Here is a 22,041-nt window from a genome sequence, read left to right as displayed (position 1 = left end):
TTACTCTCTTCTTCCTCCGAAAAGCATTGATGCCCAATAAAGCAATTGTGCTAATGAACCTAGCGCTGCTACCACATAAGTTCTCGCTGCCCATTTTAGAGAATCTTCTGCTGCTGCATGCTCTTCTCTACCTAAGGTTCCAGAATTTTCTAACCAAGCTAGCGCTCTTTTACTCGCGTCATATTCTACTGGTAAAGTGATGAAAGCAAAAAGTGTAGTTACCGCAAAAAGTAAAACACCAATTGCCAAAACTGTAGTATTTCCTTGCGGATTCTGAATACTTCTAGAAGCAATCATTACAGAAATCCCCGCAAAAATTACAAACTGAGAAAGCGTAGAACTAATATTTACCAACGGAACCAATTTAGAACGAAGTTGCAACATAGAATAGCCAACTGCATGTTGTACAGCATGTCCACATTCGTGAGCGGCAACTGCTGCTGCAGCTGCATTTCTCTGCATGTAAACACCTTCCGATAAGTTCACTGTTTTATTTACTGGATTATAATGATCCGTTAATTGACCAGGAACCGAAATCACTTGCACATCATGAATTCCATTATCGCGAAGCATTTTTTCGGCAATTTCTTTCCCAGACATACCATTTCTGAGATGAAGTTTAGAATAATGTTCGAATTTCGACTTCAATCTGGCCGAAACCAACCAACTCACGAGCATTAACGCTCCTAAAATTAAATAATAACCTGTCATATTTTTATTTTCTTTTTTATTTTTATTTACCCTTTTTGAAGTAAAAACTGTGCCAAACTTGGGCATTGTCATCTTTTACGCTATCTTTGTTTTTCTAATTTTTATCAACATGTCTGAAGTAAAAATCATTCAAGTTACTACCGAAAAACAATTATCAGATTTTATCAAATTCCCGATGAATCTGTACAAAAATAATCAAAATTATGTACCATCTTTAATCAAAGATGAGAAAAGCATTTGGAACAAAGAAGAAAACCCTGCTCTTTCTTATTCAGAAGCTAAGCAATTTTTGGCTTACAGAGATGATGAAATCGTAGGAAGAATTGCGGTGATGATTAATCACAAAGAAGCCCAAGAACTCGGCATAGAAAAAGTAAGATTTGGGTGGTTAGATTTTATAGATGATGAAGACGTTTCTAAAGCACTCATTGATACGGCTATAGCCTATGCTAAAGAAAAAAATATCAAAAAAATAGAAGGACCGATGGGTTTTACCAATCTAGACAAGGCAGGAATGCTCACTTTCGGGTTTGACAGATTGGCAACGATGATTGGCATTTACAATTTCAGCTATTATCCAAAACATTTAGAAAAATTGGGATTGGTGAAAGAAAAAGAATGGGTAGAATTCGAAATTATGTTTCCTGATGTTTTACCAGATAAAGTTGAAAAATTTAGCCAACTCATCGCAGAAAAATATCAACTAAAAACCATAAAATTCAATTCTAAAGAAGAAATTCTTCCTTTAGTAGAACCGATGTTTAAGTTACTAGACGAAACATACAAAAATCTTTCTACTTACACCCCTATTACCGATAAGCAAATCTTGCATTACAAAGAAAAATATTTCGGTTTTATAGACAAAGACTACATTATCTGCATTACTGATAAAGATGACAAATTGATTTCTTTTGCGATTACCATGCCTTCATATTCCAGAGCTTTGCAAAAAGCCAATGGAAGTTTATTACCATTCGGATGGTATCATTTACTAAACGCTGGAAGAAAAAACGAAAGAGCTAACTTTTATTTGATAGGAATTCATCCAGAATACCAAAGAAGAGGAGTTACCGCTATTATTTTCAAAGAAATCTGGAAAACTTTTAAGAAAAAAGGGGTCAAATTTTTAGAGACCAATCCAGAATTAGAAGAGAACAAAAACATCCAATTACTTTGGCAAGATTATAATCCTGTAAACCACAAGAGACGTAGAACTTACACTTTAGAATTTTAAAAATTTAGAAATGAAAACTCAACTTTATTATTACATTGGCATTATCATCATGTACGTGATGTACAATCAGTTTTTCCAAGTAAAAGATGAGAAAACTAATGCTATCATTAATATTTTGTTTGCGAGTTTTCTTTTTGGGTACATTGCATTCATTGTTTTTAAGGTTTTAAAAAATCTTAAAAATAAATAGTTATTTTTATTAATTCTAAATTGCGAAAAACCCTTTTTTATCTACAAAAGTCATAAAAAATACTTCTCTTTTCTATTTATATTTCGTAAATTTGCCAGTTAGAAATACTTAATAGAGATGAATTTACCTGATAATTATATCCCTGTTCTTATTCAGGCGGCAGTAGGTTTAGGTTTTGTGTTATTTACATTATATGCATCACACAATTGGGGTCCTAAAAGACATACTTCTGGAGCTACTAAAGATGACACTTTCGAGTGTGGAATTGAAGTAGAAGGAAATGCAAGAACTCCGTTTTCTGTAAAATATTTTCTTACCGCTATTTTATTCGTTTTATTCGACATAGAAATTGTTTTTTTCTATCCTTATGCTGTAAATTTTAAAGAATTAGGATTTGAAGGATTCCTTGCTGTAACTACGTTTATAGCAATCTTCTTCATAGGATTTTTCTATGTACTAAAACGAGGAGCTTTAGATTGGAATAAGTAAATTTATACCGCTAAAGTGTTTTACACATTAGAGTAAGATTTTTCAAAAAAAACTTTAAAAAAATTAAAAATGTCAGATAATAAACCTGTAATCAATACTAATGCACCTGCGCCTCCAGGAATTGAGGGTGAAGGTTTTTTCGCAGGAAAATTAAGCGATATTATCGGTATGGCGCGTAAGTTTTCGCTTTGGCCATTACCATTTGCTACTTCTTGTTGTGGTATCGAATTTATGGCAACTATGGCTCCTAACTATGATTTATCTAGATTTGGGGCAGAGAGAATGAGTTTCTCGCCAAGACAAGCAGATATCCTACTGGTTTGTGGTACTATTTCTAAAAAATTAGCTCCAGTTCTTAAACAAGTTTATACACAGATGGCAGAACCAAGATGGGTAGTTGCTGTAGGTGCTTGTGCAAGTAGCGGTGGTATTTTTGATACTTATTCTGTTTTACAAGGAATTGATAAAATTATTCCTGTAGATGTATATGTTCCAGGATGCCCACCAAGACCAGAACAAATTCTAGAAGGCTACATGCAAGTACAAGCTTTGGCAGAAAACGAAAGCTTAAGAAGAAGAGATTTACCAGAATACAAAGCTTTACTAGAAAGCTACGGAATTAAGTAATTTGAAAATGTAAAGATTTGAATTTCAAGTCTTGCGTTTATCAAAAATAAATTTGAAACAATAATAGAAACAAATTTTTGAAGGCGATGTAATTTACCTCGATTTCAAATTTTCAAATTAATAATATGACAAGCGAATTTGTTTTAGAAGCCATCAATAGAGAATTTCCAGAAGCAGTGATTTCTTCGTCTGAACCTTATGGATTTCTTACTGTAGAAGTAAAAAAAGAAGAGCTTAAAAAAGTGATTCATCACCTTAAAGAGTCTTCTCTTAATTTTATGTTCCTTACAGATATTTGTGGCATTCATTATCCAGACCATAAGGAGAAGGAACTTGGAGTAATCTATCACCTTCATAATTTACAAGAAAATTTTAGAATAAGAATCAAAAGCTTTTTCCCAAAAGATAACGCCGAGGTAGATTCTATTACAGACTTGTATTCAGGAGCCAATTGGATGGAAAGAGAAACATATGATTTCTACGGAATTACGTTTAAAGGTCACCCAGATTTAAGAGTTATTCTAAACATGGAAGAATTAGGGTATCACCCTCTTCTAAAAGAATATGCGCTAGAAGATGGAACAAGAACTGACAAAGACGACTCTATGTTCGGTAGATAAAAATTCTGAAATCTAAATTATTATGAAAGACAATCAACTATCCAATATACTTAGCCAATACGATGCTCAAGAGCAAGTAGATGGTCAATTATATACACTGAACCTTGGTCCTACTCACCCTGCTACACACGGAATTTTCCAAAATGTGTTAACTATGGATGGCGAAAGAATTCTTCATTCTGAACAAACCGTAGGTTATATTCACAGAGCTTTTGAAAAAATTGCTGAACGTAGAAATTTCACGCAAATTACCACTCTTACAGACCGTTTAAATTATTGTTCTGCACCTATCAATAACATTGGTTGGCACATGACAGTAGAAAAACTTCTTGGTATAGAAATGCCAAAAAGAGTAGATTACATGCGTGTAATCATGATGGAATTGGCTCGTATTGCAGACCACTTGGTTTGTAACTCCGTAATTGCTGTAGATACAGGTGCTTTAACCGGTTTCACCTACGTTTTCCAAGACAGAGAAAAAATTTACGATATCTATGAACAGGTTTGTGGAGCTAGAATGACTACAAACATGGGTAGAATTGGTGGTTTCGACAGAGATTTCACTCCTAAATTCCACGAATTATTAAAAGATTTCTTAAAAAATTTCCCTGCTAGATTCCAAGAATTTTCAAATTTAGTAGAAAGAAACAGAATCTTCATGGACAGAACCATCGGTGCTGGTCCTATCAGTGCAGAACGTGCTTTAAACTACAGTTTTGTAGGTCCTAACTTAAGAGCTGCAGGTGTAGATTATGACGTGAGAGTAGCAAGTCCTTATTCATCATACCAAGATTTTGATTTCAATATTCCAATTGGTACTGCAGGAGATACTTATGATAGATTCATGGTTCGTCAACAGGAAATTTGGGAAAGTTTGAAAATCATTAACCAAGCATATAATAATTTACCAGAAGGAGATTTCCATGCAGATGTACCAGAATTTTTCTTACCAGAAAAAGCAGAAGTGTACAATAATATGGAAGCATTAATCTATCACTTCAAAATCGTGATGGGCGAAACTGATATTCCTGCTGGTGAAGTTTATCATTCTGTAGAAGGAGGAAACGGTGAACTTGGTTTCTATTTAGTAAGTGATGGCGGTAGAACTCCATACAGATTGCACTTTAGAAGACCTTGTTTTATCTATTATCAAGCGTATCCTGAAATGATTAAAGGCGCCGTAATTTCTGATGCAATCGTTACGATGAGTAGCATGAACGTGATTGCTGGAGAATTAGACGGATAAAAAGATTATAAATTTTAGATTATAAATTTTAAATTATTAATCTAAAAAATCCATAGTTAATTATTTGAATTAAAGATATTTAAAATCTAAAATTCAGAATTTAAAATTTAAAATTTTTAAAGAAGTGAGCGAAACAATTGCTTTTAAACCAGAAACTTTAGAAAAAGTAAAACAAATCATTGCAAGATATCCAGAAGGAAAACAAAAATCTGCATTAATTCCTGTGCTTCACTTAGCGCAGAAGGAATTTGGAGGTTGGTTAGACGTTCCTGTGATGGATTATGTAGCAAGTGTTTTAGAAATTACTCCAATAGAAGTGTATGAAGTAGCTACTTTCTACACCATGTTTAATATGCAACCTGTAGGAAAATACGTTTTAGAAGTTTGCGTTACAGGACCTTGTATGTTAAGAGGAAGTGATGATATCGTAAATTATATCAAAGAAAAATTAGGCATTCAAGCTGGCGAAACTACTGCAGATGGTTTATTTACTCTAAAACCTGCAGAATGTCTTGGAGCTTGCGGTTATGCACCAATGATGCAACTTGGAAAATTCTATCACGAAAATTTAACTAAAGAAAAAGTAGACGAAATCCTTGAGCTTTGCAGACAAGGACAAATCGCTCTTGATTAATAAATAACAGTTATGAGTAAAAAACTTTTACTTAAAAACGCACACATAGAAGGTATCAGATATTTTGATACTTACAGAGAACATGGTGGTTACCAATCTGTAGAAAAAGCATTGAAAATGACTCCGGACCAAATTGTAGAAGAAGTAAAAACTTCTGGTCTTAGAGGTCGTGGTGGTGCTGGTTTCCCTACAGGAATGAAATGGAGCTTCCTAGCAAAACCAGAAGGTGTGCCTAGATATTTGGTCGTAAATGCAGACGAATCAGAACCTGGAACTTTTAAAGACAGATATTTGATGGAGTTTCTTCCTCATCTTTTGATCGAAGGAATGATTATCGCATCTTATGCATTAGGTTCTAACACTTCTTACATCTACATCAGAGGAGAATATGCATGGATTCCAGATATTCTAGAACAAGCAATTGACGAAGCTAAAAAAGCAGGTTTCCTTGGTAAAAATATTTTAGGCAGTGGTTTCGATTTAGAAATTTATGTTCAGAGAGGAGCTGGTGCTTATATCTGTGGAGAAGAAACTGCACTTCTAGAATCACTAGAAGGAAAACGTGGAAATCCTAGATTAAAACCACCTTTCCCTGCGGTAAAAGGTCTTTGGCAGTGTCCAACTGTGGTAAATAACGTAGAAACCATCGCTGCAGTAGTTCCAATTATAGATATTACAGGAGCAGAATACGCTAAAATTGGCGTAGGTCGTTCTACAGGTACTAAATTAATTTCCGCTTGTGGAAACATCAATAAACCAGGAGTTTACGAAATAGACATGACCATCACTGTAGAAGAATTTATCTACTCTGATGAATATTGTGGAGGAATTCCGAACGGTAAAAAATTAAAAGCATGTATTCCTGGAGGATCTTCAGTTCCAATTGTTCCAGCAAATTTATTGCTTAAAACAGCTTCAGGCGAACCAAGATACATGAACTACGAATCTCTTTCTGATGGCGGTTTCGCTACAGGAACTATGATGGGTTCTGGTGGTTTCATTGTTTTAGATGAGGACCAATGTGTGGTAAAACACACCATGACCTTAGCACATTTCTACAACCATGAAAGTTGCGGACAATGTACACCTTGCCGTGAAGGAACAGGATGGATGTATAAAATTCTGAAAAAAATAGAATCAGGACAAGGCGAAATGAAAGACATCGACTTGTTATGGGATATTCAGAGAAAAATTGAAGGAAACACCATTTGTCCATTAGGAGATGCAGCAGCTTGGCCTGTAGCAGCAGCAATTCGTCATTTTAGAGATGAATTCGAATGGCATATCAATAATCCAGAATGCTTAACCAGAAATTATGGAATTGCACATTATGCAGATCCACTTCCGGTAGTTGAAAAACAATAATATTAGACATTAATAAAGCTAAAGCTTAATTCATAATACATAGAAATGAGCGAAGAAATTAAAAAATTTAAAGTAACCATTGACGGGCAAACTACGGAAGTAGAACCAGGTACTACCATTCTAAACGCAGCGCGCCAGATTGGTGGAAAATCTGTACCTCCGGCAATGTGTTATTACAGCAAATTAGAAAACAGTGGCGGTAGATGCAGAACTTGCTTAGTAGAAGTTTCTAAAGGCTCTGAAGCAGATCCTCGTCCTATGCCAAAATTAGTGGCAAGCTGTAGAACCACAGTAATGGACGGTATGGAAGTGAAAAACCTTACTTCTGAAAAAACGCAAGAAGCAAGAAAAGCCGTTACCGAATTCCTTTTACTCAATCACCCACTAGATTGCCCTATTTGTGACCAAGCTGGTGAATGTCACCTTCAAGATTTAGGTTACGAACATGGTCTTCAGCAAACCAGAAATGATTTTGAAAAAAATACGTATGATGCTGATGATTTAGGACCAAACATTAAGCTAAACATGAACAGATGTATCTTGTGTGCAAGATGCGTTTTGGTGGCTAATCAATTGACGAATACTCGTGAACACGGAATTCTTTTCAGAGGTGAGCATGCAGAAATCTCTACTTATCTTAATAAAGCTTTAGATAATGATTTTATTGGAAACGTGATAGACGTTTGTCCAGTAGGAGCATTAACAGATAGAACGGCAAGATTTGCAAGCAGAGTTTGGTTTACAAAACCAGTAGACGCAACTTGTACTTGTTCTAAATGTTCTGGTAAAGCAGTTCTTTGGATGAAAGGAGACGAAATCGTAAGAGTAACTGCTAGAAAAGATCAATACGGAGAAGTAGAAGAATTTATCTGCAACGAATGTAGATTCGAGAAAAAAGATGTAAAACAATGGAACATAGAAGGACCAAGACACATCAGCAGACATTCTGTAATTTCTCTAAACCACTATCAGAAACCAGAAGATACTGAAGTGGAAAAATTAGAATATGAAAACGCTAAAGAAATTAGCAAAAAAGATAATTTAGAATAATTTGGAGAAAGATGAATGGTTAAAGATTCTCAAAATCTAAAATCTAAAATCTAAAATCTAAAATCTCATAAAGAAATGGATTTAATACTTTTCAAAACAATACTTGTAGTATCACTTTTCGCCCTTTCTATGGCTGTAGCAGCCTACTCTACTTGGGCAGAGAGAAAAGTGGCTGCCATTATGCAAGACAGAATTGGTCCCAACAGAAGCTGGAAGTTCGGTTTACTTCAACCATTAGCTGACGGTGGAAAATTCTTCTTCAAAGAAGACTTTATCCCAGAAAAAGCAGAAAAATTCTTATTTTTCTTCGGGCCTGGTTTAGTAATGTTTATTTCACTCATTACGGGAGCAGTAATTCCTTGGGGAAAATCTCTGAATATTGGCGGAGAATCATTCGATTTACAAGTAGCCAATCTAGATGTAGGTGTTCTCTACTTAATGGGAATGGTTTCTATCGGTGTTTACGGAATTATGATTGGAGGCTGGGCTTCTAACAATAAATATTCATTAATCGGAGCAATTAGAGCTTCATCTCAAATGATTTCTTACGAATTAGCAATGGGATTATCTCTATTAGCGATCATCATGATGAATAGTTCTCTAGACCTTAAGGTAATTGCAGAATCTCAAAGTGGATGGTATGGTATGAAATGGAATATCTTCTTCCAACCATTAGCATTTATCATCTTCTTTGTAGCAGCATTAGCAGAAACCAATAGAGCTCCTTTTGATTTACCAGAATGTGAAACAGAATTAGTAGGAGGTTTCCACACAGAATATTCTGCGATGAAACTAGGACTTTTCTTATTTGGTGAATATGTAAACTTATTTATTTCTTCAGCATTAATCACTACCCTTTTCTTAGGAAGTTACAATTTCCCAGGATTAGCATGGATTGGTGAAAACTGGGGAGAAAATGCTGCTGGAATTGCAAGTATTTTAGCATTCTTGGCTAAAACCATTGCCGTAATCCTTACCTTTATGTGGATTAGATGGACTTTACCAAGATTTAGATATGACCAATTAATGCACCTTGGCTGGAAATCATTAATTCCGCTTGCATTAGTAAACTTGTTGGTAACTGGAGCTTTAGTTCTTCTGAACCAACATTATCAATGGATTTAATCATTTGAAATTGATTATTTGAAATTTGAAATTATAAAAAAATTAAAAATTTAAGATAAAGTTTGAGTAGAGAAAAACCTCACATCTCAAATCTCACATCTCAAATCTAATTTATATGAAACTAACCAATAGATCAAAGGTAGCTTCTAACAAAAAGATGACTTTTGCAGAGAAAATTTATCTCCCTGCAATCATCAAAGGAATGGGAATTACCGGAAAACATGCGATAATGACTCTTACTGGGAAATTACCTACGGTAAGCTATCCTGAAGAGCAAAGAGAATTTTCTAAAATTTATCGTGGCTTACACGTTCTGAAGCGTGATGATGAAGGCAGAGAAAGATGTACTGCTTGTGGATTATGTGCGGTAGCTTGTCCAGCTGAAGCCATTACCATGACGGCGGGAGAACGTACCAAAGAGCAAAAACATCTTTACAGAGAAGAAAAATATGCCGAAGTATATGAAATCAATATGCTAAGATGTATCTTCTGTGGATTATGCGAAGAAGCTTGTCCAAAATCTGCAATTTATCTTACCGATAGAATTGTAAAACCAGAACAAAACAGAGGCTCATTTATCTACGGCAAAGATCTTTTGGTAGAAAGCATGGAAAACAGAATAGATATTTCTGAAAGACAAACAGAATCACAAAAAAAAGCTCTTAAATAAATGGAACAGTTCTTATTCTTTTTTATCGCTTTAGTAGCGGTTGCAAGTGCTGTTTACTTTGTATTTGCAAGAAATCCTTTGTATGCAATTTTATCATTAATTGTTACTTTCTTTAGCATTGCCGCATTATATGTTTTACTGAATGCGCAGTTCTTAGGAATTGTACAAATTATCGTGTATACAGGAGCCATCATGGTGTTATTCCTTTATGTATTAATGATGCTTAATCTTAATGCTAAAGACGAAAGCAAAAAACAAAACCTTACGAAATTTATCGGTATTTTTTCTGCCGGAATCCTTTTCGTGGGAATGTTAGGAGCTTATAAAGGTCTTTCTCAATCGAATGTTGTTGATAATATTGATAGCAGCATCGGTTTGACTAAAAACCTTGGAAAATTATTGTTTAACGAATATGTATTACCATTCGAACTCGCTTCTATCCTGATTTTAGCAGGTATTGTAAGTGCAGTATTAATTGGTAAAAAAGATTTATAGAATTATGGAAGTCAATTCATTTTTACAAAACATACCGCTCAATTGGTACATCATTTTAAGTACTACATTGTTTTGTTTAGGAGTTTTAGGAGTTCTCGTTCGTAAAAATGCCATCATCATTTTAGGATGTGTAGAATTAATGCTTAATTCTGTAAATCTACTTTTGGCTGCATTTTCTGCTTATAAAGGAGATGGACACGGACAAATTTTGGTATTCTTTATCATGGTAGTGGCTGCTGCAGAAGTTGCAGTAGGTCTAGCGATTATCACTATGATGTATAGAAATACCAGAAATGTAGATGTAAGTATTTTTAACAAATTAAAAGGATAATGCAGATGGAAAATTTAGTATACGCAATCGTTTTACTTCCTTTAATTGGATTTGTAATCAACGGATTATTCGGAAAGCGCTTACCAAAAGCTTTGGTTGGCGGATTAGCTACATTAGTAGTATTCGCGGCTTTTCTAATTTCTGTAAGTATTTATATAGGTTTTCCTGCAAACGGAACACCAGTTATTGTAAAAGCATTTGAATGGTTCACCATTGGTGGAATTCAAGTGAATTTCGGGTTCCAAATAGACCAATTATCATTAATGATGATGATGATTGTTACAGGAATTGGTTCTTTGATTCACTTGTACTCTATTGGTTACATGAGCCATGACAAAGGTTTCTACAAGTTTTTCACTTATCTGAATTTATTTATTTTCTCCATGCTTCTTTTGGTAATGGGAAGCAATTACCTTATTCTTTTCATCGGTTGGGAAGGTGTAGGTCTTTGTTCTTACTTACTGATTGGTTTCTGGTACGAAAATACAGAATATGGTAAAGCTGCTAGAAAAGCTTTCATTATGAACAGAATTGGTGACCTTGGTTTATTGATTGGTATTTTCCTAATCGCTTCACAAACCAATGCACTAGATTATCTTTCTGTAGCACAAAACGCTTCAAAATTTGAATTTGACGGAGTAGTGATTATGTTTATCACACTTAGTTTATTCATTGGAGCTATGGGTAAATCTGCACAGATTCCTTTATTTACATGGCTACCAGATGCGATGGCTGGTCCTACTCCGGTTTCAGCGTTAATTCACGCGGCAACCATGGTTACGGCTGGTATTTATTTAGTAGTACGTTCTAATTTCTTATATCATCTTTCACCGAGTACTTTAGACTTTATTCTTGTAATAGGTCTTGCAACTTCATTAATTGCAGCATTCATCGGTTTAAGACAAAATGATATCAAAAAAGTGTTAGCTTACTCTACTGTTTCTCAGTTAGGTCTTATGTTTATAGCACTAGGTGTAGAAGCTTATACTTCTGCTATGTTCCACTTAATGACGCACGCTTTCTTCAAAGCATTGTTATTCTTAGGAGCTGGTTCGGTAATTCACGCCATGAGTGGAGAACAAGATATGAGATTTATGGGAGGCTTAAAATCTAAAATTCCTGTAACCTATTGGACTTTCTTAATCGGAACATTAGCCATTGCTGGAATTCCGCCATTGTCTGGTATGATTTCTAAAGACGAAATTTTAGTTGCACTTTGGGCAAAATCTCCAGTAATTTGGGGCTTAACATTGTTCAGTGCTGCGTTAACTGGAATTTATATGTTCAGATTGTTATTCTTAACTTTCTTTGGAAATTTCAGAGGAACAGAAGATCAAAAACATCATTTACACGAAAGTCCTATCTCTATGACTTTACCATTAGTAGTATTAGCTGTATTATCAGTGGTTGGAGGTTTCATTAATTTACCTCATTTCATAGGTCATGGAGAATATCAAAATTTAGCACATTGGTTAGAACCACTTTACGTATATGGAGCGAAACATGCAGAAGTTCCATTTAATATTGAAATGATTCTTTTGGCGATTACCTTAGTAATGGTAGCAGCGGTATTCTTCATTGTAAGAAATATCTATGTTACTAAAAACAAAATGGCTCAACCAGAAGAAAATTATAAAGGCTGGGAAAGACTTTCAGCTAAAAAATTATTAATAGACGAACTTTATAATGCTACGGTAGTGAAACCTGTAGAAGGTCTTGGAAAAGGCACCAGAATGTTTGATAAACTGATGGATAGATTCTTCAATTTTTTAGGTTTCGGAGCAGTAGAATCTGGAAGATCGTTTAAAAAATTCCAAGATGGTAATGTAGAAAATTATGTTCTCATTATGTCTTTGGCAATCGGTTTAATTTTAATTGTTAACTTTTTATTACAATAGCAAATGTTAGAAGCACTGTTACTTTTACCTTTAATTGGTTCAGGATTAGTTTTTGCGTTTAGAAACTCTAATAGCAAATATTTAGCAGTAGGAATTGCTTTCGTGCAGATGTTTTTAACATTCTACATGCTATCACAATTTAATAATGTACCTACGGTAGACTCTCCATTACAATTTGAGATTATCAAGCCGTGGTCATCCTATATTAAAAGCACATTACACTTCGGTGTAGACGGAATGAGCATGCTTTTGTTATTATTAACAAACATTTTAGTTCCATTAATTATTCTTTCTTCTTTCAATGAAAACAAGAAATACAATAATAATTTCTACGCGTTAATTCTATTAATGCAGTTTGGTTTAGTAGGTGTTTTCACCGCTTTAGACGGATTATTATTCTACGTTTTCTGGGAAGTAACGCTTATCCCAATTTGGTTCATCGCTGGACTTTGGGGAGACGAAGAAAAAAGAATTAAAGTTACCACCAAGTTTTTCGTATATACTTTTGTAGGTTCATTATTTATGTTCATTGGTTTGATTTATGTATACAACCATGCTGCATCTTTTGAACTCACAGATTTATATAATGCTAACTTAAACGAAGTACAACAAGTAGTGGTTTTCTGGTTAATTTTCTTAGCTTTTGCTGTAAAATTACCGATTTTTCCACTTCACAATTGGCAACCAGATACATACACATTCTCTCCTACTCAAGGAACGATGTTGCTTTCTGGTATCATGCTTAAAATGGCTATTTATGGTGTTTTAAGATATTTATTACCAATTGCACCAACTGCTTTACTCGGAACTTCAGGGCAAGTAGTGATGATTCTTTCTATTCTTGGAGTGGTTTACGGAGCGCTTATTGCGATTGTACACCATGATATTAAGAAAATTATCGCTTACTCATCACTTTCACACGTTGGATTAATGGTGGCAGGTATTTTTGCTTCTGCTATTCTTACCGCTCAAGGAAATTTTACTTTCGAAGGAGCACAAGGAGCTTTAGTTCAAACTTTTGCACACGGTATTAATGTGGTAGGTTTATTCTACTGTGCTGATATTTTAATCAAACAATTCAAAACAAGAGACATCAGACAAATGGGAGGTTACGCTAAAGCGGCTCCTAAATTTGCTACACTTTTCATGATTTTATTACTTGGTTCTATGGGAGTTCCATTAACGAATGGATTCATCGGAGAATTTATTTTATTAAAATCTATTTTTGATTATGATAAAGTGGTAGTCGTTTTTGCAGGTCTTACTATTATTCTAGCCGCAGTTTATCTGCTTAGAATTTATGGAAAAGCCATGTTTGGAACCGGTGATGAAAGAGTGGTAAGTACCTTAAAAGACATTTCTAATGTAGAATTTGTAGTATTGGCAAGTTTGGCTGTAGTGGTAATCGTATTAGGAGTTTTCCCAAGCGGTGTTTTAGAAATGGTGAATAGTTCGTTGAAGTTTATCTACTCTTCTATTAAGGGTTAAAAAAATAATAAATTTTAGAATTTGTTTTTTGAGAATCTCAAATCTCAAATCTTAAATCTCAAATCTATAAATAATGAGTGTTTTAGTAGTTTTATTCCTTACGGCAGTATTAGCATTATTTTCTGGAGTTTATAATCAAGGAAAATTTGCAAGATATATCGGAATTTTGGGACTTTTGGTTGCACTTTGTGTAAGCTTCTCTCCTGAGTTAGCATTTTTTAATCAATACAAATCTATGTTTGATTTTAATGAGAATGCGGCTTTATTTACCAAAATTTCTTTAGTGGTTACATTGTTAATTTTCTTCTTAGGAGGTTTTGCATTTAACAATCACCGTAGTCACCAATCAGAATTATATTCGTTAATGTTATTTTCATTAATCGGAGCAGTAATTCTTTTCAGTTTTACAAATTTAGTAACACTATTCTTAGGAATCGAAATCTTATCTATTCCGCTATATGTAATGGCTGGAAGCAACAAGACTGATTTACGCTCAAACGAAGCTTCAATTAAGTATTTCTTAATGGGAGCATTTGCTACAGGATTTCTTCTTTTCGGGATTGCTTTAATTTATGGAAGCACAGGTAGTTTTGATGTTCATGTAATCAATACTTTCAGCGTAACAAATCCTAAAGACTTAATGTTCGTAATGGGAATCATGTTAATGTTGGTAGCAATGGCATTTAAGGTTTCTCTAGCTCCTTTCCACATGTGGAGTCCAGATGTTTACCAAGGTGCTCCATCATTGATTACAGCATTCATGGCTTCTGTAGTAAAAATTGCTGCATTCTTTGCCTTCTTCAAAGTTATGAATCTTGCTTTTGCAGGAAGCATCAAAGAATGGATTAACATTCTAGGCGTTTTAGTCATCATCACGCTTTTATTAGCCAATGCAATGGGATTAGCACAAACCAATGCTAAGAGAATGCTTGCTTATTCTTCTGTTTCTCATGCAGGTTATTTAAGTTTAATTTTCTTTGGAGCAAACAGCTTATCTGTATATAATTTAGCATTTTACTTATTCGCTTATTCACTCGCTACAGTTGGAGTATTTATGACTTTAATTTGGGTAGAAAAACTAAAAAGAGAAACCTCATTCGAAGCGTTTAAAGGATTGGCAAAATCTGAACCTTTATTAGCAGTTGTAACAGCAGTTTCATTATTATCAATGGCAGGAATTCCATTAACAGCAGGATTCGTAGCGAAATTTAACATTTTTGCTCAAGCGATGAATGGAGCTGCTTTCCTAGTTTTGATTGCTGTAATTGGTTCTGCACTAAGTATCGCTTATTATTTAAAACTGATTATTTCAATGTTTTTCCATACAGAAACTACATTTAAAAGTTCAGAAAAAGTAAGCATTACGTATAATATTATTGCAGTTTTCATCATTGTAGCAATTCTTGCAATAGGTATTTATCCAGACCTTTTCAAATTACAATTCGGACTTTAATTAGCAAGTCTTAATCATAAAATAAACACAATTCAGAAATGGGTTGTGTTTTTGTTTTTATTTTATTAATATTAAAGTAAATAAAAAACTCTAGCTTATCAATATTTATATGAAATTCTTTAAAAAAATGATAATTACATTTACCATACTCATTGCAACTATTGCAATAGGAACATATCTTTTTATGCAAGGCAAACAATTCGGAGAGTTACCTTCTGGAAAAAGATTAGAAAGAATTCTAAAATCACCTCATTACAAAAACGGAAAATTCCAAAACCTGAATCCTACTCCACAATTGGCAGAAGGAACTTCTATGACACAAGTTTTATTCAATTTTTTCTTTGCTCAAGTTGAAAATGCGGTACCAAAAAAGAAATTCAATTTCACAAAAACCGATTTAAAAAATTTAAAACCAAACGAAAATATCTATATTTGGATGGGACATTCCTCTTATTTTCTTCAAATTGATGGAAAAAAAATATTAGTTGATCCTGTTTTCAGCGGTAGCGTTTCTCCTTTAAAAATCACCAATAAAGCTTTTGAGGGAACAGATATTTACACCGCAAATGATATTCCTGAATTAGACTATTTGGTGATTACACATGATCATTGGGATCATTTAGACTACGAAACGGTTACCCAACTTCGTCCGAAAGTAAAACAAGTCATCACAGGTTTAGGAACTAGCGCGCATTTAGAATCTTGGGATTATGAACCATCCAAAATTATAGAATTAGACTGGTTCGAAAGTACTAACTTAGGAAACGGTTTTAAAATTAATGCAGAACCAGCCAGACATTTTTCTGGTAGAGGATTCAAAAGAGACCAAGCAATTTGGGCAAGTTTTGTTTTGGAAACACCAAATTCTAAAATTTATATCGGCGGAGATTCTGGTTATGACAATCACTTCAAAAAAATTGGAGAAAAGTACGGAAAATTAGATTTAGCAATTCTAGAAACCGGACAATATAACGCTGCTTGGAAATACATTCACATGCTTCCTGGTGAGCAATTACAAGTAATGAAAGACCTCAACGCGCAAAGAATGATTGCAGTTCATAATTCTAAATTCAAATTGGCTCTTCATTCTTGGTATGAACCAATGGAAAAACTCCACGAACTCAACAGAGAGAATTTACGAGTAATCACTCCAAAAATTGGAGAAAAAGTCTTTTGGCAAGATGACAACAAAATTTACCCAAAATGGTGGGAAGAATATAAATAAAAGAAACGCAATTCAGCAATGAGTTGCGTTTTTCTTTGAAAACAATTAACGCTCGCTTCGCTCGCGCCAAAATTCAAAATAATTTTTAATCATTTGATTAAATAATTTGTTTAAATCAAATATTTAATTGTACATTTGTTTTATGAAATGTGAAAAACAGATGAATGAACAAGAACAAACCACTGAAGAAAAAATTTTAGAAGCAGCTTCAGAAGTCTTTACCGAAAAAGGATTTGCAGGAACCAGAACCAGAGATATTGCCGAAAAAGCAGGAATAAATCTGGCGCTACTTAATTACTATTTCCGAAGTAAAGAAAAACTTTTTGAACAAGTGATGAAGATAAAAGTTGTGCTACTCTTCGGGAAGATTTTCCCTATTTTAAGCAACGAGAAAACATCTTTAGAAGAAAAAATAGACTTAGCTTCAGAAAAATATTTCGAAATTTTATCTAAAAATCCTAATCTTCCTCTTTTTGTAATCAGTGAAATTCAGAAAAAAAATTCTAACATCACGAAAATTATTCCTGTAAATAAAATTTTTGAAAATTCTGTCATCATCAAACAAATCAAAGAAAAAAGACCAGAAATCAATCCATTGCATTATTTAGTCAATTTCTTAGCGATGACTATTTTTCCTTTTGTAGCAAAACCCGTTTTTAACGCTTTTGAACTGACTAATGAAGATGAATACCACCAATTCATTAGCGAAAGAAGAAAACTCGTTCCAATCTGGATGAAACAACTTTTAGAAATAAAAACTGAAAATCTTTAAAACGATGGAAAAACTTAAATACATTTTCCTCTTATTCATAGGGCTCATCAATGCACAAGAAACCGTTACCCTTGAACAATGTTACCAATGGTCACGAGAAAATTATCCTTTAATCAAAAAAAAAGAATTGATTAAAAAAGCAGAGCAATACACTACAGAAAATGCACTGAAAGGCTGGCTTCCTCAAGTCAATATTACTGCGCAAGCTACTTACCAAAATGATGTGACTCAATTTCCCGTGAAATTGCCAAACATGAATGTAGAACCACTCAGCAAAGACCAATACAAAATATTTGCAGACGTTTCTCAAACCATTTACGATGGCGGAAACATTAGAAATCAGAAAAATTTAGCAAAAATCCAGTCAGAAGTTCAAACCATACAAACTGAAGTGGAATTAGATAAATTGAAAGAGCGAATTAATCAACTCTATTTTGGGATTCTTCAAACCAATAAACAATGGACTCAACTGCAATTCACAAAGCTCGACATCAAAGAAGGTATCAAAAAAGCAGAAGCTCAATTGAAAAATGGGGTTATTTTCAGAAGTAATTTAGATGTTTTAAAAGCAGAATTGGTAAAAATTGAACAAAAAGAAATTGAACTTCAAGCCATAAAGCAAAATTTCGTGCAAATGCTTTCTTACTTCATCAAGAAAAATATCGACGAAAATACTCAGCTTGAAACTCCTGAAAAAATTCTATTAACGAAGAATAATAATCGCTCAGAACTAAAAATTTTTGATGCACAGAAACAACTTCTAGAAACGCAAAGAAAAATCATCAACACTAAAAACATTCCAAAATTAGGAGCTTTTTTCCAAGGTGGTTACGGAAAACCGGGCTTCAATATGCTGAAAAATGAGTTTGACATTTTCTATATTGGCGGAATTAGACTTAATATCCCGATTTCTGGATTTTACACTCAGAAAAACGATTTGGCTTTGTTAGAAAATCAGTCACAAGAAATCGAAATCCAAAGAGAAAACTTCTTGTTTAACCAAAATTTTATTGAAATCCAACAAAGAAATGACCTTGAAAAGATTCAAAATTTAATCGACAAAGACAATGAACTGATTGAACTAAGAAAAAACATCAAAACAGCAAGTCTTGCCCAATTAGAAAATGGCGTTATCAATACTAATGATTATCTGCGAGAAGTAACCGCCGAAGAACAAGCAATTCTCACAAAAATTACCCACGAAATTCAATATTTATTGACACAATATAATTTGAAAGCTCAACTAAATAATTGAAAATGGAAAGGGAAAATTAAACTTCTTAACAACTTCACGATTGTACAACTTTACAAAAAATAAAAAATGAAAAAATATATTCTTCCTCTCCTAGTTTTGACCATTTTCTCTTGCAAAAGAGCAGACCAAGATTATGATGCTTCTGGAACTTTCGAAGCAGATGAAATCATCGTTACGGCGGAAGCTACAGGAAAAATCCTTGAACTCAATCTCAATGAAGGAGATGCATTAACAGCCAATCAAAACTTAGGTTTAATCGACGGAAAAGGCGTAGAATTACAAAAAGAACAGGTTTTGGCTTCTATCAATGCCATCGAACAAAAAACCAATGATGCAGCACCTCAAATTGCAGTTCTGCAATCTCAGTTGGCTACACAAAATGCTCAAATTGCTGTGCTGAATGAACAATTAAACAATGCAGTGAGAGAAAGAAACAGAACCGCAAATCTCGTAAAATTAGATGCTGCAACGCACAAGCAATTAGATGATTTAAACGGAAATGTTGTGGTGATTCAAAAACAAATAGCAACTGCAAAATCACAATCAGAAATTTTAAAACAACAGATTTCTTCTACTTTAGAACAAGTAAAAATTCAAAATAGAGCTATTTTAAGTGAAAAAAATCCTACCGAGAAGAAAGTTCTACAAATAGATGAACAATTGAAACATAATGTTATTTCTTCGCCCATTAAAGGAATTGTACTTACCAAATACATGAATAAAGGCGAGTTTGCCACCATTGGAAAACCAATTTATAAAATGGCAAATTTAGATGAAATGACTCTCAGAGCTTACATTACAGGAGACCAATTGGCAAAAGTAAAAGTCGGACAAAATGTAAAAATTTTAGTTGACGCAGGAAATGGCGAAACCAAAGAAATGAACGGAAAAATCTACTGGATTTCACAAAAATCTGAATTCACTCCCAAAACCATTCAAACCAAAGATGAAAGAGCCAATCTTGTTTACGCTACCAAAATACATGTTAAAAATGATGGCTTTCTAAAAATTGGAATGTACGGAGAAGTGAAAATAAATTAAAAATTGAAAGTTGAAAATTGAAATTCAAATCTTATGAAAAATAATTTGGTAGCTGATAAATCAATTGAATTTTCGATTAGAATTATTAAAGTTTACAAAACTTTGATTGAAAATAGAAAAGAATTTATTCTTTCTAAACAAATGTTAAGAAGCGGAACTTCAATAGGTGCTCTAATCAGGGAAGCAGAACATGCCCAATCAAAAGCAGATTTTCTTAATAAAATGAATATTGCTTTAAAAGAAGCGAACGAAACAGATTATTGGTTTTTACTTCTTTATAAAGGCGAATATTTAAACCAACAAGAATATGATTCTCTTGAAATTGACATTAAGGAACTTATAAAACTATTAGTGAAAATTGTAAAAACTACAAAAGAAAGCTTAGGAAGGTAAATGAAAAAATTTTCAACTTTCAATTTTCAATTTTCCATTTATTATGATAAAAGTAGAAAACATATCAAAATCTTACGGCGAAAAAAAACAAAAAATTCTGGCGGTAGATAATATTTCCTTTTCGGTAGAAAATGGAGAAATTTTCGGGTTGATTGGTCCCGATGGAAGTGGCAAAACCTCTATTTTCCGAATGCTGACTACTCTTCTACATCCAGATTCTGGTTCTGCTGAAATTGAAGGACTTGATGTGGTTAAAGACTACAAAAAAATCCGAAAGATTCTTGGTTATATGCCAGGAAAATTTTCTCTGTATCAAGATTTAACTGTAGAAGAAAATCTAGAATTTTTCGCTAGTGTGTTCAATACAAGTATTCAAGAAAATTATGATTTAATCAAAGATATTTATCAGCAGATTGAACCATTTAAAGACAGAAAAGCAGGGAAACTTTCTGGAGGAATGAAACAAAAATTAGCGCTTTCTTGTGCTCTCATTCACAAACCAAAAGTACTATTTCTAGACGAATCTACAACAGGAGTAGACCCTGTTTCGAGAAAAGAATTTTGGGAGATGCTGAAGCGCTTAAAACAACAAGGCATCACCATCGTGGTAGCCACTCCTTACATGGATGAAGCCACACTCTGTGACAAAGTTGCGCTCATGCAAAACGGGAAAATTTTAAAAATTGACACTCCTCAAAACATTTGCAATAGCTTCCCTGAAGATTTATACGAAGTAAAAACCGAAAATATTCCTGCTCTCATCAAAATCCTCAAAGAATACGAAACCACTAAAAACACTTATGCCTTTGGCGAATTTGTACATGTGGTGATTAAAAAAGAAAAAGATTTTAAAAAGGAAACTTTGGAGAAATTTTTACAAGAAAAAAGATTTAACAAAATTGAAATCAACAAAATAGAAGCTACCATAGAAGATAGTTTTATTCTTTTACTCTCAAATCATGAATAAAGAAATCGCCATACAAGCCCAACAAATCACTAAAACATTTGGAGATTTCACTGCGGTAGACCATATTTCCTTTGAAGTAAAAAAAGGAGAGATTTTCGGATTTCTAGGTGCAAATGGCGCTGGAAAAACCACCGCAATGCGAATGTTTTGTGGACTTTCCACACCCACTTCTGGTAAAGCAATGGTTGCAGGATTTGATGTCTACAAAAACGCTGAAGAAATCAAAAAAAACATAGGCTACATGAGTCAAAAGTTTTCTTTGTATGAAAACTTATCCATTTTAGAAAATTTAGAATTCTTTGGCGGAATCTATGGTTTAAGCATGAAGGAAATAAAACAAAAAAGCAAAGAACTCATTGAGAAATTAGGTTTAGAACAAGAAAAAAACAAAATGGTTTCTGAACTTCCATTGGGATGGAAACAGAAACTGGCATTTTCAGTCGCCATTTTTCATCAGCCCGAAATCGTTTTTCTAGACGAACCAACTGGTGGTGTAGACCCCATTACTAGAAGACAATTTTGGGACTTAATTTATGATGCTTCAGAACAAGGAATTACCATTTTTGTCACTACGCATTATATGGACGAAGCCGAATATTGCAACCGAGTTTCCATCATGGTTGACGGAAAAATTGCAGCAATTGATTCTCCTGAAAATTTGAAAAAAAGTTTTCAAGCCAAAACCATGGACGAAGTATTTTATCAATTAGCCAGAGGCGCAAAAAGAAGTGCTGATTAATGAAGAATTGAAAATTAATAAAT

General features: G+C 33.7%; 24 protein-coding genes. 23 read left to right on the top strand and 1 reads right to left on the bottom strand.

The genetic code is table 11. From position 1 onward, the window contains the following. The gene (locus C3729_RS05610; protein WP_104793613.1) at nt 1–711 is read right to left on the bottom strand and encodes a zinc metallopeptidase; all 711 of its coding nucleotides are present in this window, start codon (nt 709–711) and stop codon (nt 1–3) included. Nucleotides 712–820: 109 nt separating this feature from the next. Between C3729_RS05610 and C3729_RS05605 the strand changes: the two genes are divergently transcribed. From C3729_RS05605 to C3729_RS05495, 23 genes are all read left to right on the top strand, one after another. Beyond that, nucleotides 821–1,945 carry a GNAT family N-acetyltransferase gene (locus tag C3729_RS05605; protein WP_104793261.1) on the top strand — a complete coding sequence of 375 codons (1,125 nt, stop codon included), beginning with the start codon at nt 821–823 and terminating at the stop codon, nt 1,943–1,945. 10 nt (nt 1,946–1,955) lie between these two features. Further along, the gene (locus C3729_RS05600) at nt 1,956–2,135 is read left to right on the top strand and encodes a hypothetical protein (protein WP_104793260.1); all 180 of its coding nucleotides are present in this window, start codon (nt 1,956–1,958) and stop codon (nt 2,133–2,135) included. A gap of 117 nt (nt 2,136–2,252) precedes the next feature. Then, nucleotides 2,253–2,624, top strand: a complete 372-nt coding sequence (locus C3729_RS05595; protein WP_069797183.1) for an NADH-quinone oxidoreductase subunit A — start codon at nt 2,253–2,255, stop codon at nt 2,622–2,624. 69 nt (nt 2,625–2,693) lie between these two features. Beyond that, a complete protein-coding gene (locus tag C3729_RS05590; RefSeq protein ID WP_069797184.1) occupies nt 2,694–3,251 on the top strand; it encodes an NADH-quinone oxidoreductase subunit B in 558 nt (185 codons plus the stop codon). Nucleotides 3,252–3,376: 125 nt separating this feature from the next. Beyond that, the gene (locus C3729_RS05585; RefSeq protein WP_069797185.1) at nt 3,377–3,871 is read left to right on the top strand and encodes an NADH-quinone oxidoreductase subunit C; all 495 of its coding nucleotides are present in this window, start codon (nt 3,377–3,379) and stop codon (nt 3,869–3,871) included. A gap of 22 nt (nt 3,872–3,893) precedes the next feature. Next, nucleotides 3,894–5,117, top strand: coding sequence for an NADH-quinone oxidoreductase subunit D (locus C3729_RS05580; protein WP_104793259.1), 1,224 nt, complete (start codon nt 3,894–3,896; stop codon nt 5,115–5,117). A 124-nt stretch (nt 5,118–5,241) separates the two neighbouring features. Beyond that, the gene (nuoE, locus tag C3729_RS05575) at nt 5,242–5,751 is read left to right on the top strand and encodes a complex I 24 kDa subunit family protein (RefSeq protein WP_104793258.1); all 510 of its coding nucleotides are present in this window, start codon (nt 5,242–5,244) and stop codon (nt 5,749–5,751) included. Between the two features lie 12 nt (nt 5,752–5,763). Continuing rightward, nucleotides 5,764–7,116, top strand: coding sequence for an NADH-quinone oxidoreductase subunit NuoF (gene nuoF, locus C3729_RS05570; RefSeq protein ID WP_104793257.1), 1,353 nt, complete (start codon nt 5,764–5,766; stop codon nt 7,114–7,116). 45 nt (nt 7,117–7,161) lie between these two features. Further along, nucleotides 7,162–8,166, top strand: coding sequence for a 2Fe-2S iron-sulfur cluster-binding protein (locus C3729_RS05565; protein WP_104793256.1), 1,005 nt, complete (start codon nt 7,162–7,164; stop codon nt 8,164–8,166). Between the two features lie 75 nt (nt 8,167–8,241). Then, a complete protein-coding gene (gene nuoH, locus C3729_RS05560; protein WP_104793255.1) occupies nt 8,242–9,291 on the top strand; it encodes an NADH-quinone oxidoreductase subunit NuoH in 1,050 nt (349 codons plus the stop codon). 115 nt (nt 9,292–9,406) lie between these two features. Then, entirely contained in the window at nt 9,407–9,961 is a 555-nt protein-coding gene (locus C3729_RS05555) for a NuoI/complex I 23 kDa subunit family protein (RefSeq protein WP_069797219.1), read from the top strand. After that, a complete protein-coding gene (locus tag C3729_RS05550; RefSeq protein WP_104793254.1) occupies nt 9,962–10,456 on the top strand; it encodes an NADH-quinone oxidoreductase subunit J in 495 nt (164 codons plus the stop codon). 4 nt (nt 10,457–10,460) lie between these two features. Then, nucleotides 10,461–10,787 (top strand): NADH-quinone oxidoreductase subunit NuoK, encoded by a 327-nt coding sequence (gene nuoK, locus C3729_RS05545; RefSeq protein ID WP_069797220.1) that lies wholly within the window; start codon nt 10,461–10,463, stop codon nt 10,785–10,787. 5 nt (nt 10,788–10,792) lie between these two features. Then, complete coding sequence (nuoL, locus tag C3729_RS05540) at nt 10,793–12,685, top strand: NADH-quinone oxidoreductase subunit L (protein WP_104793612.1); 1,893 nt, start codon at nt 10,793–10,795, stop codon at nt 12,683–12,685. Between the two features lie 3 nt (nt 12,686–12,688). Continuing rightward, nucleotides 12,689–14,173 carry a NuoM family protein gene (locus C3729_RS05535; RefSeq protein WP_104793253.1) on the top strand — a complete coding sequence of 495 codons (1,485 nt, stop codon included), beginning with the start codon at nt 12,689–12,691 and terminating at the stop codon, nt 14,171–14,173. A 73-nt stretch (nt 14,174–14,246) separates the two neighbouring features. Beyond that, nucleotides 14,247–15,626, top strand: coding sequence for an NADH-quinone oxidoreductase subunit N (locus tag C3729_RS05530; protein WP_104793252.1), 1,380 nt, complete (start codon nt 14,247–14,249; stop codon nt 15,624–15,626). A 127-nt stretch (nt 15,627–15,753) separates the two neighbouring features. Continuing rightward, complete coding sequence (locus C3729_RS05525) at nt 15,754–16,851, top strand: MBL fold metallo-hydrolase (RefSeq protein ID WP_260204478.1); 1,098 nt, start codon at nt 15,754–15,756, stop codon at nt 16,849–16,851. Between the two features lie 160 nt (nt 16,852–17,011). After that, a complete protein-coding gene (locus tag C3729_RS05520) occupies nt 17,012–17,623 on the top strand; it encodes a TetR/AcrR family transcriptional regulator (RefSeq protein ID WP_104793611.1) in 612 nt (203 codons plus the stop codon). 4 nt (nt 17,624–17,627) lie between these two features. Then, entirely contained in the window at nt 17,628–18,878 is a 1,251-nt protein-coding gene (locus C3729_RS05515; RefSeq protein ID WP_104793250.1) for a TolC family protein, read from the top strand. Nucleotides 18,879–18,944: 66 nt separating this feature from the next. Further along, nucleotides 18,945–19,919: an HlyD family secretion protein gene (locus C3729_RS05510; protein WP_104793249.1), complete on the top strand. Its 975-nt coding sequence runs from the start codon at nt 18,945–18,947 to the stop codon at nt 19,917–19,919. 33 nt (nt 19,920–19,952) lie between these two features. Then, on the top strand, nt 19,953–20,312 hold the full coding sequence (locus tag C3729_RS05505) for a four helix bundle protein (RefSeq protein WP_104793248.1): 360 nt from the start codon (nt 19,953–19,955) through the stop codon (nt 20,310–20,312). A gap of 40 nt (nt 20,313–20,352) precedes the next feature. Continuing rightward, nucleotides 20,353–21,279, top strand: a complete 927-nt coding sequence (locus tag C3729_RS05500) for an ABC transporter ATP-binding protein (RefSeq protein WP_221404904.1) — start codon at nt 20,353–20,355, stop codon at nt 21,277–21,279. Further along, the gene (locus C3729_RS05495) at nt 21,272–22,018 is read left to right on the top strand and encodes an ABC transporter ATP-binding protein (RefSeq protein ID WP_104793246.1); all 747 of its coding nucleotides are present in this window, start codon (nt 21,272–21,274) and stop codon (nt 22,016–22,018) included. Before C3729_RS05500 ends, C3729_RS05495 begins: the two co-directional genes overlap by 8 nt. The last annotated feature ends 23 nt before the right edge of the window (nt 22,019–22,041 follow it).

The sequence above is a fragment of the Cloacibacterium normanense genome (assembly GCF_002943105.1).
In the GTDB taxonomy this organism is placed as follows: Bacteria; Bacteroidota; Bacteroidia; order Flavobacteriales; family Weeksellaceae; genus Cloacibacterium.
This window is presented reverse-complemented; position numbering and strand designations above follow the sequence as displayed.